Source organism: Pseudomonas sp. NMI760_13, assembly GCF_021283245.1.
GTDB lineage: Bacteria > Pseudomonadota > Gammaproteobacteria > Pseudomonadales > Pseudomonadaceae > Aquipseudomonas > Aquipseudomonas peradeniyensis.
This window is the reverse complement of the sequence record NZ_JAJSRC010000006.1, coordinates 133,513-149,535: the sequence shown is the minus strand read 5'-3', so window position 1 is coordinate 149,535 and position 16,023 is coordinate 133,513. Positions and strand designations below refer to the sequence as shown.

Below are 16,023 nucleotides of genomic sequence, written 5' to 3'. Positions count from 1 at the left end.
CTTCACTCCCGATGGTCGTGGGTCTGGGTGATACGGCCTTGTTCCACGTGGAACAAGGCGACTGGCGTTTCCGTCTGCCAGCCTTCCCTCAGAAATTCGTGGTCTACACAGGTGATGAACACCTGGCAGTTCAATTCTTCAAGCAAGCGGCACAGGGCGCGGCGGTGCTGCTCGTCCAACTCGGACGGCAGGTCATCCACCAGATAAATACACTGACCGCGACGAACCTGGCTGACCAGATGTCCCTGGGCAATGCGCAGGGCACAGACCACCAGCTTCTGCTGCCCGCGCGAGAGGATGTCGGCCGCGTTGTTCGCGCCCAATCGCAGGCGCAGATCAGCACGCTGTGGCCCGGCCTGGGTATGGCCCATCTGCTGATCGCGAAGGAGAGAGGTTGCGAGGACTTCGTTGAGTTCCCGGTCCTTGTCCCAGCCTCGGTAGTAGCTCAGGGTCAGCCCGTCCAGTTCGACCAGCTCGCTCAGGGTACGCTCGAAGACAGGCTTCAAGGCCTTGATGTAGTTGCGACGGTATTCATCTATTTCCGCACTGGCGAGACATAACTCCCGATCCCAGGCGGCTTGCGAAACGGCATCAAGTGTACCATGCCGCAGCCATGAGTTCCGCTGCCGCAAGGCCTTCTGCAGGCGTTGCCAGGTCGCCATGAAGCGAGGTTCCACGTGGAACACGCCCCAGTCGAGAAACTGCCGGCGCACCTTGGGCGCACCTTCAAGCAGGCGGAAACTGTCCGGGTTGATCAGTTGCAGGGGCAACATCTCGGCCAGTTGCGCGGCACTGCGCGCATTCTGGCCGTCGATACGGATGGTGAAATCACCCTGCCGCTCCCGTGAAACACCCAGGTTGCTGGTACCACCTTCGGCCAGTTCGACCTGACCGAATACGGTACAGGTCGGCTGCTCGTACTGAATCACCGGGTTCAACCGGGTGCTGCGGAACGAGCGGGCGAGCCCCAGCAGGTGCACGGCTTCGAGCACGCTGGTCTTGCCACTGCCGTTGGCGCCGTAAAGGATGTTGATGCGGGGGGAGGGTGAGAGGGTCACCGGGTGCAGGTTGCGCACCGCGGTGACCGAGAGACGTCGAAGGGACATGTCGCCTGCTATGGGTTACAGACGCATCGGCATGACAACGTAGGACGAGTCGTCATTGCCGGCTTCCTGCAGCAAGGCGCTGCTGTTGGAGTCGGACAGAATCAGGCGAACCTGTTCAGTGGTCATGACACCCAGCACGTCCAGCAGGTAGCTGACGTTGAAACCGATCTCCAACGAGCTGCCGTTATAGTCGACGCTGATCTCTTCTTCCGCTTCTTCCTGCTCCGGGTTGTTGGCCTGGATCTTCAGCTGGCCGGCGGCCAGTTGCAGACGGATGCCGCGGTACTTCTCGTTGGACAGGATCGCGGTACGGCTGAACGCCTCGCGCAGCGCCTGGCGGTCACCGATCACCAGCTTGTCGCCGCCCTTGGGCAGGACGCGCTCATAGTCCGGGAACTTGCCGTCAACCAACTTGGAGGTGAAGGTGAACTCACCAGTGGTGGCACGGATGTGATGCTGGCCCAGGACGATGCTGACCATGCCTTCCGGATCGGTGAGCAGGCGCGCCAGCTCGAGGATACCCTTGCGTGGCACGATAACCTGGTGGCGCTCAGCCTGGCCGATCGGTGCCTGCATGGCGCACAGCGCCAGACGGTGGCCATCGGTGGCGACGGCGCGCAGGGTGTCGGTGGACACTTCCAGCAGCATGCCGTTGAGGTAGTAGCGCACATCCTGCTGGGCCATGGCGAAGCTGGTGCGCTCGATCAGGCGGCGCAGCTTGCTCTGTTCCAGGTTGCAGGTCAGCGAACCCGGGCCTTCTTCCACGGTCGGGAAGTCATTGGCCGGCAGGGTGGACAGGGTGAAACGGCTGCGACCAGCCTTGACCAGCAGCTTCTGCTCGTCGACCTTGATGTCGATCAGCACATCGCTGGGCAGGCTCTTGCAGATGTCCATCAGCTTGCGCGCCGGAACAGTGATCTCGCCCGGCTCCGCAGGCTCTTCCAGCTGGACGCGGCCAACCAGTTCGACTTCCAGGTCGGTACCGGTCAACGACAGCTGCTGGCCTTGCACGACCAGCAGGACGTTGGACAGGACCGGCAAGGTCTGGCGGCGCTCGACGACGCCTGCGACCAGTTGCAGGGGTTTCAACAGGGCTTCGCGTTGAATGGTGAAATGCATGGTCTAGTCCCTTGCCTTCAATTAGCTGCGCAGACGGCCATCAGGTCGTCAGCGTGCGCAGCAGGTTCTTGTAGTCCTCGCGGATGTCCGCGTCGGATTCCTTCAATTCGTTGATCTTGCGGCAGGCGTGCAGCACGGTGGTGTGGTCGCGGCCGCCAAACATGTCGCCGATCTCCGGCAGACTGTGGTTGGTCAGCTCTTTCGACAACGCCATGGCCACCTGGCGAGGACGCGCCACGGAGCGCGACCGCCGCTTGGACAGCAGATCGGAGATCTTGATCTTGTAGTACTCGGCGACGGTGCGCTGGATGTTATCCACACTGACCAGCTTGTCCTGCAGCGCCAAAAGATCCTTGAGCGATTCACGGATCAGCTCGATGGTGATGTCGCGGCCCATGAAGTGCGAGTGGGCAATCACCCGCTTCAGGGCGCCTTCGAGCTCACGCACGTTGGAGCGGATACGCTGGGCGATGAAGAACGCGGCATCGTGCGGCAGCTCGACCTTGGCCTGGTCGGCCTTCTTCATCAGGATCGCCACGCGGGTTTCCAGCTCCGGCGGCTCGACGGCCACCGTCAGGCCCCAGCCGAAGCGGGACTTCAGGCGCTCTTCCAGGCCTTCGATCTCCTTCGGGTAGCGGTCGCTGGTGAGGATCACCTGCTGGCCGCCCTCGAGCAGGGCGTTGAAGGTGTGGAAAAACTCTTCCTGGGAACGCTCCTTGCGGGCGAAGAACTGGATGTCATCGATGAGCAACGCATCGACCGAACGGTAGAAGCGTTTGAATTCGTTGATCGCGTTCAGCTGCAGCGCCTTGACCATGTCGGCGACGAAACGCTCCGAATGCAGGTAGACCACCTTGGCGTTCGGGTTCTTCTTCAGCAGGTGGTTACCCACAGCGTGCATCAAGTGCGTCTTACCCAGGCCGACGCCACCATAAAGGAACAGTGGGTTGTAGCCGTGCTTGGGGTTGTCGGCAACCTGCCAGGCTGCGGCCCGGGCCAGCTGGTTCGACTTGCCTTCGACGAAGGTTTCGAAAGTGAACGTGCGGTTCAGGTAGCTGGTGTGCTTCAGGGCACCCTCGACCTGCACCGTACGCTGCTCGGTACGCCCACTGGCAACCGGAGCGGTCGCGATCTCGGCCATGCTGTCGAAGCTGTCGCGCGAAGAAGGTTCTTCGACTTCGGCAACCTGCGTCGGCTCCACCACAGGTGCACTGACAGGCTCGAGCACCGGCGCTGCCTGCTGCACCTGCGCCTGTTGCGCAAGGGTTGCCGCGACGGCGGCACTGACAGGGGCGTTGGGAGCGGCACGGGCTGCGGAGCTGCGACGGCTGCCTATTAATAAGGAAAGGGCGGGAGCGATACCGCTGCCCTGTTCACCCAGCAGTTCGAGCAGGCGGCCAAGGTACTTTTCATTGACCCAGTCGAGCACGAAGCGGTTGGGCGCATAGACGCGCAACTCGTCGCCTTCGGCTTCGACCTGTAGCGGGCGGATCCAGGTGTTGAATTGCTGGGCAGGCAGCTCATCGCGCAGAAGCTCCACGCACTGCTGCCAAAGTTCCACTGACACGGATATCCCCTGAGTTGAAAGCCGGATGAGGCAAAAACAAACCGCCATTGTACCGGGCGGGCGGTCAGTTATCCACACGTGACGCCACCCACTATCAGGGTAAATCCGCCAAAAAACGACTCGAACACCACTCATGCACTGTTGATAAGCCCTGTGGATAACAGCACCTGTGGGCTATGCACAACCCTGGGTTCTGATCTGTGGATAAATCGGCTGTGGATAAACACCCTTTTCCCCCACAGGTTTTCCTCACCCCAGGCACAGACAGAACACCCCTTACCGACAAGGTTATGGTTTTCTGTACAGCCCGCAGTTAAAGGGCTCAAATAGGTTATCCACAGAAGGTTATCCACCTAAGATCTATAAGTTCTTCAGAAAAGCTTTTTATATGCCTCTTCTGTTTTTTTGATTTGCCCGCTTTCAGGTCAGCCAGGTCGAGGTAGCACCCATCGACCTGCCTCGACCTTCCATAAGGAAAGGCTGGTTGGAAATTGACCTATCGCCTTGCTTTCTCTAGAATCGCCGATCTCTTAAAAAGGGGGCCCTTCCGGCCCGTTGTCGACCAACCCAGGTAACACGCCATGAAACGTACTTTCCAACCAAGCACCATCAAGCGCGCCCGCACCCACGGTTTCCGTGCCCGTATGGCTACCAAGAACGGCCGTGCCGTTCTGTCGCGTCGCCGTGCCAAAGGCCGTAAGCGTCTGGCCATTTGATTTTTCGGTACAGGTGGTGAGTCAGGACTTCAGTCGGGACAAGCGACTGCTTACACCCCGGCACTTCAAAGCGGTCTTCGACTCCCCAACCGGCAAGGTTCCAGGGAAAAACCTGCTTATCCTTGCCCGCGAGAACGGCCTCGATCATCCACGCCTCGGCCTGGTGATCGGCAAGAAGAGCGTCAAGCTCGCCGTTCAACGCAATCGCCTGAAACGCCTGATGCGCGATTCGTTCCGCCTGAACCAGCAAATGCTGGCTGGGCTGGATATCGTGATCGTTGCACGCAAGGGGTTGGGCGAAGTGGAAAACCCAGAATTGCACCAACACTTTGGCAAGCTCTGGAAGCGACTGGTCCGCAGTCGGCCCTCTCCAGCGGTCGCCGATGCCGCAGGGGTAGACAGTCACGATGCGTAAACTGGCCCTCGTTCCGATCCAGTTCTACCGTTATGCCATCAGTCCACTGATGGCCAGTCACTGTCGTTTCTATCCCAGCTGTTCCTGTTACGCCTATGAAGCCATCGAAAACCATGGCCTCTTGCGTGGTGGGTGGCTGGCCGTTCGTCGCCTGGGGCGTTGTCATCCGTGGAACGACGGCGGTTTCGATCCCGTTCCACCTGCTCCTTCCTCCCGAACTTCTTCGATAGCCGAGTAATCATGGATATTAAACGCACGATCCTGATCGTCGCCCTGGCAATCGTGTCCTATGTCATGGTCCTCAAGTGGAACCAGGACTATGGCCAGGCTGCCCTGCCGACTCAGAATGCTGCTGCCAGCAATGCTGCCCCGGCCCTGCCGGACACCGTGCCGGCCGGCAACTCCGGTGCAAGCGCCGATGTGCCGAGCGCCAATGCTGAATCCAGCCCTGCTGAACTGGCGCCGGTCGCGGTCAGCAAGGACCTGATCCGGATCAAGACCGATGTCCTGGACCTGGCTATCGACCCGGTCGGTGGTGACATCGTCCAGCTGAACCTGCCGAAGTACCCACGTCGCCAGGACCATCCGGACATTCCGTTCCAGCTGTTCGACAACGGCAGCGAGCGCGTGTACCTGGCCCAGAGCGGCCTGACCGGCACCAACGGCCCGGACGCCCGCTCCATTGGTCGCCCGCTGTACGCCGCCGAACAGAAGAGCTTCCAGCTTGCCGACGGTCAGGACCAACTGTCCGTCGACCTGAAGTTCAGCGAGAACGGCGTCAACTACATCAAGCGCTTCAGCTTCAAGCGCGGTGAGTACGACCTGACCGTCAGCTACCTGATCGACAACCAGAGCGGCCAGGCCTGGAGCGGCAACATGTTTGCCCAGCTCAAGCGCGACGCCAGCTCCGATCCGTCGTCGAGCACTGCCACCGGTACGGCCACCTACCTGGGCGCCGCCCTGTGGACAGCTTCCGAGCCGTACAAGAAAGTGTCGATGAAAGACATCGACAAGGGCAATTTGAAAGAAAATGTGACCGGCGGCTGGGTCGCCTGGCTGCAGCACTACTTCGTGACCGCCTGGATCCCGAGCAAGTCGGACAACAACGCCGTCCAGACCCGCAAGGACAGCCAGGGCAACTACATCATCGGCTTCACCGGCCCTGCGCTTGACGTCCCTGCCGGCGGCAAGGTCGAAACCAGCGCGATGCTGTATGCCGGTCCCAAGATCCAGTCCAAGCTCAAGGAACTTTCCCCAGGCCTGGAACTGACCGTCGACTACGGCTTCCTGTGGTTCATCGCCCAGCCGATCTTCTGGCTGCTGCAACATATCCACAGCCTGCTCGGCAACTGGGGCTGGTCGATCATTGTCCTGACCATGCTGATCAAAGGCCTGTTCTTCCCGCTGTCGGCCGCCAGCTACCGCTCGATGGCGCGCATGCGTGCCGTGGCGCCGAAACTGGCCCAGCTCAAGGAACGCTTCGGTGACGATCGCCAGAAGATGTCCCAGGCGATGATGGAGCTGTACAAGAAAGAGAAGATCAACCCGCTGGGCGGCTGCCTGCCGATCCTGGTACAGATGCCGGTGTTCCTGGCCCTGTACTGGGTACTGCTGGAAAGCGTAGAGATGCGCCAGGCACCGTGGATGCTGTGGATCACCGACCTGTCGATCAAGGATCCGTTCTTCATCCTGCCGATCATCATGGGCGCCACCATGTTCATCCAGCAGCGTCTGAACCCGACCCCGCCGGATCCGATGCAGGCCAAGGTGATGAAAATGATGCCGATCATCTTCACCTTCTTCTTCCTGTGGTTCCCGGCCGGTCTGGTGCTGTACTGGGTTGTGAACAACTGCCTGTCGATCGCACAGCAGTGGTACATCACCCGCAGCATCGAGGCAGCGACCAAGAAAGCTGCCGCTTGACGGGCAAGCCTGTTTGCCTGTGAATAAAAACGCCCCCTAGTGGGGCGTTTTTGCTATCTGACGAATTCGTTGTAGAGGCTTTCGAGCATGAACACTGTGCGTGAAACCATTGCCGCCATCGCTACCGCCCAGGGCCGCGGTGGGGTCGGCATCGTCCGCTTGTCCGGGCCGCTGGCCAGCCAGGCCGGGCAGGCCATCACCGGCCGCACGCTGACCCCGCGCCATGCCCACTACGGCCCGTTCCGCGATGCCGATGGCCTGGTCCTGGACGAAGGCATCGCGCTGTTCTTCCCCGGGCCGAACTCGTTCACTGGCGAAGACGTGCTGGAGCTGCAGGGCCACGGGGGGCCGGTGGTCATGGACATGCTGCTGCAGCGTTGCCTGCAACTGGGCTGCCGGTTGGCACGCCCGGGCGAGTTCAGCGAGCGTGCGTTCCTCAACGACAAGCTCGACCTGGCCCAGGCCGAAGCCATCGCTGACCTGATCGAAGCCAGCTCCACGCAAGCTGCCCGTAATGCCCTGCGTTCGTTGCAAGGAGCGTTCTCCAAGCGCGTGCATGGGCTGACCGAAGCGCTGATTGCCTTGCGCATCTACGTCGAGGCCGCAATTGACTTCCCTGAGGAAGAAATCGACTTCCTCGCTGACGGCCATGTGTTGCGCATGCTCGATGACGTGCGCAGCGAGTTGTCCACAGTGCAGCGTGAGGCCGGGCAGGGTGCCCTGTTGCGTGACGGCATGACGGTGGTCATCGCCGGTCGGCCGAACGCCGGCAAATCGAGCCTGCTCAACCAGCTCGCCGGACGCGAGGCGGCGATCGTCACCGATATCGCCGGCACCACCCGGGACATCCTGCGCGAACATATCCACATCGATGGCATGCCGTTGCATGTGGTCGACACCGCCGGTCTGCGCGATACCGATGACCATGTGGAAAAGATCGGGGTGGAAAGGGCGCTCAAGGCCATCGGCGAGGCTGATCGGGTGCTGCTGGTCGTCGACTCGACCGCACCGGAAGCCAGTGATCCCTTTGCGCTGTGGCCGGAATTCCTGGATCAACGACCAGATGTGGCAAAGGTCACGCTCATCCGTAACAAGGCCGACTTGAGTGGTGAACGTGTCGGCATGGAGCAGAGTGACGATGGGCATGTAACCATTACCCTGAGTGCCCGCGAAGACGACATGGGGCTGGACCTGCTACGTGACCACCTCAAGGCCTGCATGGGGTATGAACAGACCGCGGAGAGCAGCTTCAGCGCCCGTCGCCGGCACCTGGAAGCGCTGCGCCAGGCCAGTGAGCACCTGGAGCATGGTCGTGCGCAGCTGACCCTGGCTGGCGCCGGAGAGCTGTTGGCGGAGGATCTGCGCCAGGCACAGCAGGCGCTGGGTGAAATCACCGGGGCGTTCAGTTCGGACGACCTGCTTGGCAGGATTTTCTCGAGCTTCTGCATCGGCAAATAGTCCACAGCCCTTCGATAACAAGGCCGCTCCAGTCTGGAGCGGCTTTTTTTTGCCTGTGATTCAGGTTTGTGGGAGCGGGCTTGACCCACGAACACCGGTGCAGCCGTTGCCAAATCTGTAAGCCTGCTTCGCGAGGCAAGCTCGCTCCCACGACGTCATCCACAGATTAAAGTCCTGACTCGGGAGCTCTGTGGAAAACTCGGCCTCAGCTCCGTTGATAACCGGGCTTTTTTTCTGAGGACAAACCGCCCTGTGGGTAACAGGCACATTCATCCACAGGTTAAACAGCGCTATCCAGAGCCCACAGGCCCGTTTCGACACAGGGTTTTGATTCTCTGTACATGCCGTATTCTGTGGCCTTGAAAGACTTATGCACAGACAGGATGGGCCCTAAACATAAACATAAAAACAAAGCTTTTTTAAATTTTTCCTCTTTGTTTTCTTTTGCCTGCCACTCATCCACAGCCTGCTCATTTTTTGCTCAGAAGGTTTCTTTGAAGGGCGGTAAGTCCCTATACTTGTCCGCTTACCTTCTCTATTCGCAAAAACAGGCACGAGGTGCGTGGTGGATTTCCCTTCCCGTTTTGAAGTGATCGTCATCGGCGGCGGCCATGCCGGTACCGAGGCTGCGCTTGCGTCCGCACGCATGGGTGTGAAAACCCTGCTGCTGACCCACAACGTGGAAACCCTCGGTCACATGAGTTGCAACCCGGCCATCGGCGGCATCGGCAAGAGCCACCTGGTCAAGGAAATCGATGCGCTCGGCGGCGCCATGGCGCTGGCCACCGACAAGAGCGGCATCCAGTTCCGCATCCTGAACAACCGCAAGGGCCCGGCCGTACGCGCCACCCGTGCGCAGGCCGACCGCGCCATCTACAAGGCGGTGGTGCGCGAAATCCTGGAAAACCAGCCGAACCTGTGGATATTCCAGCAGTCCTGCGATGACCTGATCGTCGAGCAGGACCAGGTCAAGGGCGTGGTCACGCAAATGGGCCTGCGCTTCTTCGCCGACTCCGTGGTCCTGACCAGCGGCACCTTCCTCGGCGGACTTATCCACATTGGTCTGCAGAACTACTCCGGTGGTCGCGCCGGCGATCCACCCGCCAACGCCCTGGCCCAGCGCATGCGTGAACTGCCGCTGCGCGTCGGCCGGCTGAAGACCGGCACGCCGCCGCGCATCGATGGCCGTTCCGTGGACTTTTCGGTGATGACAGAACAACCGGGCGACACGCCGATCCCGGTGATGTCGTTCATGGGCAATGCCGAAATGCATCCGCGCCAGGTGAGCTGCTGGATTACCCACACCAACGCCCGCACCCACGAGATCATCGCCTCGAACCTCGACCGTTCGCCGATGTACTCCGGCGTGATCGAAGGCATCGGCCCGCGCTACTGCCCGTCGATCGAGGACAAGATCCATCGCTTCGCCGACAAGGAAAGCCACCAGGTGTTCATCGAGCCGGAAGGCCTGACCACCCACGAGCTGTACCCCAACGGTATTTCCACTTCGCTGCCGTTCGACGTGCAGCTGGAGATCGTCCGCTCGATCCGCGGCATGGAAAACGCCCACATCGTCCGTCCGGGCTATGCCATCGAGTACGACTACTTCGACCCGCGCGACCTGAAGTACAGCCTCGAGACCAAGGTCATCGGCGGCCTGTTCTTCGCCGGCCAGATCAACGGCACCACCGGTTACGAAGAGGCCGGCGCCCAGGGCCTGCTGGCCGGGACCAATGCCGCGCTGCGTGCCCAGGGCCGTGAAAGCTGGTGCCCGCGCCGCGACGAGGCCTACATCGGCGTGCTGGTCGACGACCTGATCACCCTGGGGACCCAGGAGCCGTACCGCATGTTCACGTCACGTGCCGAGTACCGGTTGATCCTGCGCGAAGACAACGCCGACCTGCGCCTGACCGAGAAAGGCCGCGAACTGGGTCTGGTCGACGACCAGCGCTGGGCTGCGTTCTGCGCCAAGCGCGAAGGCATCGAGCGTGAAGAACAGCGCCTGAAGAGCACCTGGGTTCGTCCGGGTACGCCGCAGGGCCAAGCTGTTGTGGATAAGTTCGGCACGCCGCTGGCCCATGAATACAGCCTGCTCAACCTGCTCGCCCGTCCGGAAGTCGACTACGCTGGCTTGATCGAGGCGACCGGCGGTGAAGTGATCGATCCACAGGTTGCCGAGCAGGTCGAGATCAAGACCAAGTACGCCGGCTACATCGACCGCCAACAGGACGAGATCGCCCGACTGCGCGCCAGCGAAGACACGCGCCTGCCTGTGGATATCGACTACACCACGATTTCCGGCCTGTCCAAGGAGATCCAGGGCAAGCTCGGGCAGACCCGCCCGGAGACCCTGGGCCAGGCTTCGCGCATTCCGGGTGTCACCCCGGCGGCGATTTCCCTGTTGCTGATTCACTTGAAAAAGCGCGGCGCAGGCCGCGAATTGGAGCAAAGCGCTTGAGTTCCCCGGTCACCCCGCAACACGCCGAAGAGTTGTCCACAGGTGCGCGCCAGCTTGGTGTCGAGCTGAGCGCGCAGCAGCATGAGTTGCTGCTGGGCTACCTGGCCCTGTTGATCAAATGGAACAAGGCCTACAACCTGACCGCGGTGCGCGACCCGGACGAGATGGTCTCGCGCCACCTGCTCGACAGCCTGAGTGTCATGCCGTTTATCCACAATGACACCCAGCGCTGGCTGGATGTCGGCAGCGGCGGCGGCATGCCGGGTATTCCGCTGGCCATCCTGCATCCGCACAAACAGGTGACGGTGCTGGACAGCAACGGCAAGAAGACCCGTTTCCTCACCCAGGTGAAGATGGAACTGAAACTGGACAACCTCACGGTTATCCACAGCCGGGTGGAAGAGGTCCAGCCCGAGCAGCCGTTCTGCGGGATCGTTTCCCGAGCGTTCAGCAGCATGGAGAATTTCACCAACTGGACCCGCCACCTGGGTGACGCCCGCACGCAATGGCTTGCAATGAAGGGGCTGCATCCTGCCGACGAACTGGTAGCATTGCCCGCAGACTTCACAGTGGAAAGCGAGCAGGCCCTGACCGTTCCAGGTTGCCAGGGCCAGCGCCATCTGCTGATACTGCGCCGCAAGGCATGACTGGGAACACACGCAACAATGGCTAAGGTATTCGCAATCGCGAACCAGAAGGGTGGTGTGGGCAAGACCACCACCTGCATCAATCTCGCCGCATCGCTGGCCGCGACCAAGCGTCGCGTGCTGCTGATCGACCTCGATCCACAGGGCAACGCCACCATGGGCAGCGGTGTGGATAAACACGAGCTCGAGCACTCGGTGTACGACCTGCTGATCGGGGAATGCGACCTGGCCCAGGCCATGCACTACTCCGAGCACGGCGGTTACCAGCTGTTGCCGGCCAACCGCGACCTGACCGCCGCCGAGGTGGTCCTGCTGGAAATGCAGATGAAGGAGAGCCGCCTGCGCAACGCGCTGGCGCCGATCCGCGAGAACTACGACTACATCCTCATCGACTGCCCACCGTCGCTGTCGATGCTGACGCTCAACGCCCTGGTCGCCTCCGATGGCGTGATCATCCCCATGCAGTGCGAGTACTACGCGCTGGAAGGTCTCAGCGACCTTGTGGATAACATCAAGCGCATCGCTGCCCGGTTGAACCCGGAGCTGAAGATCGAAGGCCTGCTGCGGACCATGTACGACCCGCGCCTGAGCCTGAACAACGATGTATCGGCGCAGCTCAAGGAGCACTTCGGCGACCAGTTGTACGACACGGTGATCCCGCGCAACATCCGCCTGGCCGAGGCGCCGAGCTTCGGCATGCCGGCCCTGGCCTACGACAAGCAATCCCGCGGCGCGCTCGCTTATCTGGCGCTGGCCGGGGAACTGGTTCGCCGTCAGCGCCGTCCATCACGCATTGCACAGACAACTTAAGGAATCCGCATGGCCATCAAGAAACGCGGTCTCGGACGTGGGTTGGATGCACTGCTCAGTGGTCCTTCCGTCAGCGCGCTCGAGGCGCAGGCTGTCAAGATCGACCAGAAGGAACTGCAACACCTGCCGGTCGAGCTGATCCAGCGCGGCAAGTACCAGCCGCGCCGCGACATGGATCCCGAGGCGCTGGAAGAACTGGCGCACTCGATCCGCACCCATGGCGTGATGCAACCGATCGTGGTGCGCCCGATCGGCGACAACCGCTACGAGATCATCGCCGGTGAGCGGCGCTGGCGCGCCACCCAGCAGGCCGGCCTGGACACCGTTCCGGCCATGGTCCGCGAAGTGCCCGACGAAGCCGCCATCGCCATGGCGCTGATCGAGAACATCCAGCGCGAGGACCTCAACCCGCTGGAAGAGGCGCTCGCCCTGCAGCGCCTGCAGCAGGAGTTCGAGCTGACCCAGCAGCAGGTGGCGGACGCCGTCGGCAAGTCGCGGGTAACCGTGGCCAACCTGCTGCGCCTGATCTCGCTGCCGGAGGCGATCAAGACCATGCTCGCCCACGGCGACCTGGAGATGGGCCATGCCCGCGCCTTGCTCGGCCTCGAGGAAGATCGCCAGGAAGAAGGGGCGCGTCATGTTGTCGCACGCGGGCTCACCGTGCGCCAGACCGAGGCACTGGTGCGCCAGTGGCTCAATGGCAAACCTGAGCCGGTCGAGGCGAGCAAACCTGATCCGGACATTGCCCGTCTCGAACAGCGTCTGGCAGAGCGCCTGGGCTCGGCGGTACAAATTCGCCATGGCAACAAGGGCAAAGGTCAGTTGGTTATTCGCTATAACTCCCTTGACGAGTTGCAGGGCGTGCTTGCTCACATCCGCTGAAACAATTCCTGTTGTAGCGCGCAGTCGGAAATCACTACCGAAGAGTTGAATAGGGGTTAATCCACCCCTATACTCTGCGCGCATTTTGTCGGCACAAATTATGCCAAGTCATTGCTGACTAGGCGGTCGACTTTAGAGGAGCAGTTGTGATGGAAATCCGCACGCCAAACCGCCTGCCTTTCCATCGCTGGGCGGTTTTTCCGGTACTGCTGGCTCAATTTGTCGTCCTGCTGCTGGCAACGCTGGTGTTGTGGCAGTGGAAAGGGGCGGTCAGTGGATATTCAGGCCTCTGCGGAGGGTTGATTGCCTGGCTGCCCAATGTGTATTTCGCCTGGAAGGCTTTTCGCTTCAGCGGAGCCCGGGCGGCGCAGGCCATCGTCAAGTCGTTCTACGCGGGCGAGGCAGGCAAGATGATTTTGACGGCAGTGCTGTTTGCACTGACCTTCGCAGGAGTGAAGCCATTGGCGCCGTTGGCAGTATTCGGCGTCTTCGTGCTGACCCTTTTGGTCAGCTGGTTCGCGCCCCTGCTGATGAATAAAAGACTTTCGAGACCTTAGGGCGTTTGAGGCAACCATGGCAGAAGAAACCGCTTCGGGTTATATCCAGCACCACTTGCAGAACCTGACCTACGGTCAACTACCAGACGGCAGCTGGGGCTTCGCCCATTCGGCTGCAGAAGCCAAGGCAATGGGCTTCTGGGCGTTCCACGTGGACACCCTGGGCTGGTCCGTCGCGCTGGGTCTGATCTTCCTGTTCATCTTCCGCATGGCGGCCAAGAAGGCGACTTCCGGCCAACCTGGCGGTCTGCAGAACTTCGTTGAAGTGCTGGTCGACTTCGTCAACGGCAGCGTGAAGGACTCCTTCCACGGCCGTAGCCCGGTGATCGCCCCGCTGGCACTGACCATTTTCGTCTGGGTGTTCATGATGAACGCCATCGACCTGGTTCCGGTCGACTGGATTCCGAAAGCGGCGGCCTGGATCTCCGGTGATCCGCATCTCGTCTTCCGTGCGGTACCAACCACCGACCCGAACGCGACCCTGGCCATGGCCTTCTGCGTGTTCGCCCTGATCATCTTCTACAGCATCAAGGTCAAGGGCCTGGGTGGCTTCCTCGGCGAGCTGACCCTGCACCCGTTCGGCAGCAAGAACATCTTCGTGCAGATCCTGCTGATTCCGGTCAACTTCCTGCTCGAGTTCGTCACCCTGATCGCCAAGCCGATCTCGCTGGCCCTGCGTCTGTTCGGCAACATGTACGCCGGTGAGCTGGTATTCATCCTGATCGCCGTGATGTTCGGCTCCGGCCTGCTGTGGCTCAGCGGCCTGGGTGTGGTGCTGCAGTGGGCGTGGGCCGTGTTCCACATCCTGATCATCACCCTGCAAGCTTTCATCTTCATGATGCTGACCATCGTTTACCTGTCGATGGCTCACGAAGATAACCATTAAGACCGCCTGGCGTGTCTGATAGCCTTCCCTGCCCGTTTGGGGGGAGGGCTTAAAAAGTCCGCAAGGGCATGCTGTACCAAACGATTTGTTTTACCGCTTCAAACTAAAAACCTAACCAATACGACGTAAAAGTCGGGAGGAAAGATGGAAACTGTAGTTGGTCTGACCGCTATCGCTGTTGCTCTGCTGATCGGCCTGGGTGCTCTGGGTACCGCCATTGGTTTCGGCCTGCTGGGCGGCAAGTTCCTGGAAGGCGCTGCTCGCCAGCCAGAAATGGTTCCGATGCTGCAGGTCAAAATGTTCATCGTTGCCGGTCTGCTCGACGCCGTAACCATGATCGGTGTTGGTATCGCTCTGTTCTTCACCTTCGCGAACCCCTTCGTTGGTCAGATCGCCGGCTAATCACTCGTTCCTACGAGTTGATTGGTGTGATGGACAAAGACCGAGCGAGGTGTTGGCGTGAACATTAATGCAACCCTGATTGGCCAATCCGTTGCTTTTCTGATTTTTGTACTCTTCTGCATGAAGTACGTATGGCCTCCGGTCATCACTGCCCTGCAAGAGCGCCAAAAGAAGATTGCCGACGGCTTGGACGCTGCCAACCGCGCAGCTCGCGACCTGGAGCTGGCCCAAGAGAAAGCGGGTCAGCAACTGCGTGAAGCGAAGGCACAGGCAGCCGAAATCATTGAGCAAAGCAAGAAACGCGCTGCTCAGCTTGTCGAGGAAGCCCGTGAACAGGCTCGCGTCGAAGCTGACCGTGTGAAGGCTCAGGCTCAAGCCGAGATCGAACAGGAACTGAACAGCGTCAAAGACGCCCTGCGTGCCCAAGTGGGTGCCCTGGCCGTTGGCGGTGCTGAAAAGATCCTTGGCGCCACAATCGATCAAAACGCGCATGCGGAGCTGGTTAACAAACTGGCCGCTGAAATTTAAGCGAGGGCGATCATGGCAGAACTGACCACGTTGGCCCGACCTTACGCTAAGGCTGCCTTCGAGCATGCCCAGGCCCATCAGCAACTGGCCAATTGGTCAGCCATGCTCGGCCTGGCTGCTGCGGTGTCGCAAGACGACACCATGCAGCGCCTGCTCAAGGCCCCGCAACTGACTAGCGCAGAAAAGGCCGCCGCATTCATTGAAGTGTGCGGTGACAAGTTTGACGCCAAGGCACAGAATTTCATTCATGTTGCCGCGGAAAACGAACGTCTCCTGCTTCTGCCGGAGATTTCGACTCTGTTCGACCTGTACAAGGCCGAGCAAGAGAAGTCCGTGGACGTGGAAGTCACCAGTGCTTTTGCGTTGAACCAAGAACAGCAAGACAAACTCGCCAAGGTTCTCAGTGCACGGTTAGGCCAGGAAGTGCGCCTGCACGCGTCGGAGGATGCCAGCCTGATCGGCGGCGTCGTCATCCGCGCTGGCGACCTGGTAATCGACGGTTCGGTTCGCGGCAAGATCGCGAAACTGGCCGAAGCCTTGAAATCTTGA

The 16,023-nt window shown here is 60.7% G+C and carries 17 protein-coding genes; 14 read left to right on the top strand and 3 right to left on the bottom strand.

What is annotated here, in order from left to right; all coding sequences use genetic code 11:
- Window positions 1-2: 2 nt before the first annotated feature.
- Genes recF through dnaA form a run of 3 tightly spaced genes read right to left on the bottom strand, consistent with a single transcriptional unit; the run spans window position 3 to window position 3,792 of the window.
- Window positions 3-1,106 carry a DNA replication/repair protein RecF gene (recF, locus tag LU671_RS08790; protein ID WP_028690032.1) on the bottom strand — a complete coding sequence of 368 codons (1,104 nt, stop codon included), beginning with the start codon at window positions 1,104-1,106 and terminating at the stop codon, window positions 3-5.
- A 15-nt stretch (window positions 1,107-1,121) separates the two neighbouring features.
- The gene (gene dnaN, locus LU671_RS08785) at window positions 1,122-2,225 is read right to left on the bottom strand and encodes a DNA polymerase III subunit beta (protein WP_050707605.1); all 1,104 of its coding nucleotides are present in this window, start codon (window positions 2,223-2,225) and stop codon (window positions 1,122-1,124) included.
- A gap of 40 nt (window positions 2,226-2,265) precedes the next feature.
- Window positions 2,266-3,792, bottom strand: a complete 1,527-nt coding sequence (gene dnaA, locus LU671_RS08780; RefSeq protein WP_232855433.1) for a chromosomal replication initiator protein DnaA — start codon at window positions 3,790-3,792, stop codon at window positions 2,266-2,268.
- Window positions 3,793-4,373: 581 nt separating this feature from the next.
- Between dnaA and rpmH the strand changes: the two genes are divergently transcribed.
- From rpmH to LU671_RS08710, 14 genes are all read left to right on the top strand, one after another.
- A complete protein-coding gene (gene rpmH / locus LU671_RS08775) occupies window positions 4,374-4,508 on the top strand; it encodes a 50S ribosomal protein L34 (protein ID WP_003253163.1) in 135 nt (44 codons plus the stop codon).
- Window positions 4,509-4,521: 13 nt separating this feature from the next.
- Window positions 4,522-4,923 (top strand): ribonuclease P protein component, encoded by a 402-nt coding sequence (gene rnpA / locus LU671_RS08770; RefSeq protein ID WP_232855496.1) that lies wholly within the window; start codon window positions 4,522-4,524, stop codon window positions 4,921-4,923.
- On the top strand, window positions 4,916-5,161 hold the full coding sequence (gene yidD / locus LU671_RS08765) for a membrane protein insertion efficiency factor YidD (protein ID WP_011536514.1): 246 nt from the start codon (window positions 4,916-4,918) through the stop codon (window positions 5,159-5,161). Before rnpA ends, yidD begins: the two co-directional genes overlap by 8 nt.
- A 2-nt stretch (window positions 5,162-5,163) precedes the next feature.
- On the top strand, window positions 5,164-6,846 hold the full coding sequence (gene yidC / locus LU671_RS08760) for a membrane protein insertase YidC (RefSeq protein WP_232855432.1): 1,683 nt from the start codon (window positions 5,164-5,166) through the stop codon (window positions 6,844-6,846).
- A gap of 87 nt (window positions 6,847-6,933) precedes the next feature.
- Window positions 6,934-8,304, top strand: a complete 1,371-nt coding sequence (gene mnmE / locus LU671_RS08755; protein ID WP_232855431.1) for a tRNA uridine-5-carboxymethylaminomethyl(34) synthesis GTPase MnmE — start codon at window positions 6,934-6,936, stop codon at window positions 8,302-8,304.
- Window positions 8,305-8,869: 565 nt separating this feature from the next.
- The gene (mnmG, locus tag LU671_RS08750) at window positions 8,870-10,762 is read left to right on the top strand and encodes a tRNA uridine-5-carboxymethylaminomethyl(34) synthesis enzyme MnmG (protein ID WP_232855430.1); all 1,893 of its coding nucleotides are present in this window, start codon (window positions 8,870-8,872) and stop codon (window positions 10,760-10,762) included.
- On the top strand, window positions 10,759-11,409 hold the full coding sequence (gene rsmG / locus LU671_RS08745; protein WP_203649276.1) for a 16S rRNA (guanine(527)-N(7))-methyltransferase RsmG: 651 nt from the start codon (window positions 10,759-10,761) through the stop codon (window positions 11,407-11,409). Before mnmG ends, rsmG begins: the two co-directional genes overlap by 4 nt.
- An 18-nt stretch (window positions 11,410-11,427) precedes the next feature.
- Complete coding sequence (locus tag LU671_RS08740; protein WP_011536509.1) at window positions 11,428-12,219, top strand: ParA family protein; 792 nt, start codon at window positions 11,428-11,430, stop codon at window positions 12,217-12,219.
- A gap of 9 nt (window positions 12,220-12,228) precedes the next feature.
- The gene (locus LU671_RS08735; protein ID WP_110736140.1) at window positions 12,229-13,101 is read left to right on the top strand and encodes a ParB/RepB/Spo0J family partition protein; all 873 of its coding nucleotides are present in this window, start codon (window positions 12,229-12,231) and stop codon (window positions 13,099-13,101) included.
- Window positions 13,102-13,250: 149 nt separating this feature from the next.
- Complete coding sequence (locus LU671_RS08730; protein WP_008092225.1) at window positions 13,251-13,658, top strand: F0F1 ATP synthase subunit I; 408 nt, start codon at window positions 13,251-13,253, stop codon at window positions 13,656-13,658.
- Between the two features lie 16 nt (window positions 13,659-13,674).
- Window positions 13,675-14,544, top strand: coding sequence for a F0F1 ATP synthase subunit A (atpB, locus tag LU671_RS08725; protein ID WP_232855429.1), 870 nt, complete (start codon window positions 13,675-13,677; stop codon window positions 14,542-14,544).
- 144 nt (window positions 14,545-14,688) lie between these two features.
- Window positions 14,689-14,946, top strand: a complete 258-nt coding sequence (atpE, locus tag LU671_RS08720; protein WP_003097235.1) for a F0F1 ATP synthase subunit C — start codon at window positions 14,689-14,691, stop codon at window positions 14,944-14,946.
- 57 nt (window positions 14,947-15,003) lie between these two features.
- On the top strand, window positions 15,004-15,474 hold the full coding sequence (locus LU671_RS08715) for a F0F1 ATP synthase subunit B (protein WP_023383136.1): 471 nt from the start codon (window positions 15,004-15,006) through the stop codon (window positions 15,472-15,474).
- Window positions 15,475-15,486: 12 nt separating this feature from the next.
- Window positions 15,487-16,023 carry a F0F1 ATP synthase subunit delta gene (locus tag LU671_RS08710; protein ID WP_023628561.1) on the top strand — a complete coding sequence of 179 codons (537 nt, stop codon included), beginning with the start codon at window positions 15,487-15,489 and terminating at the stop codon, window positions 16,021-16,023.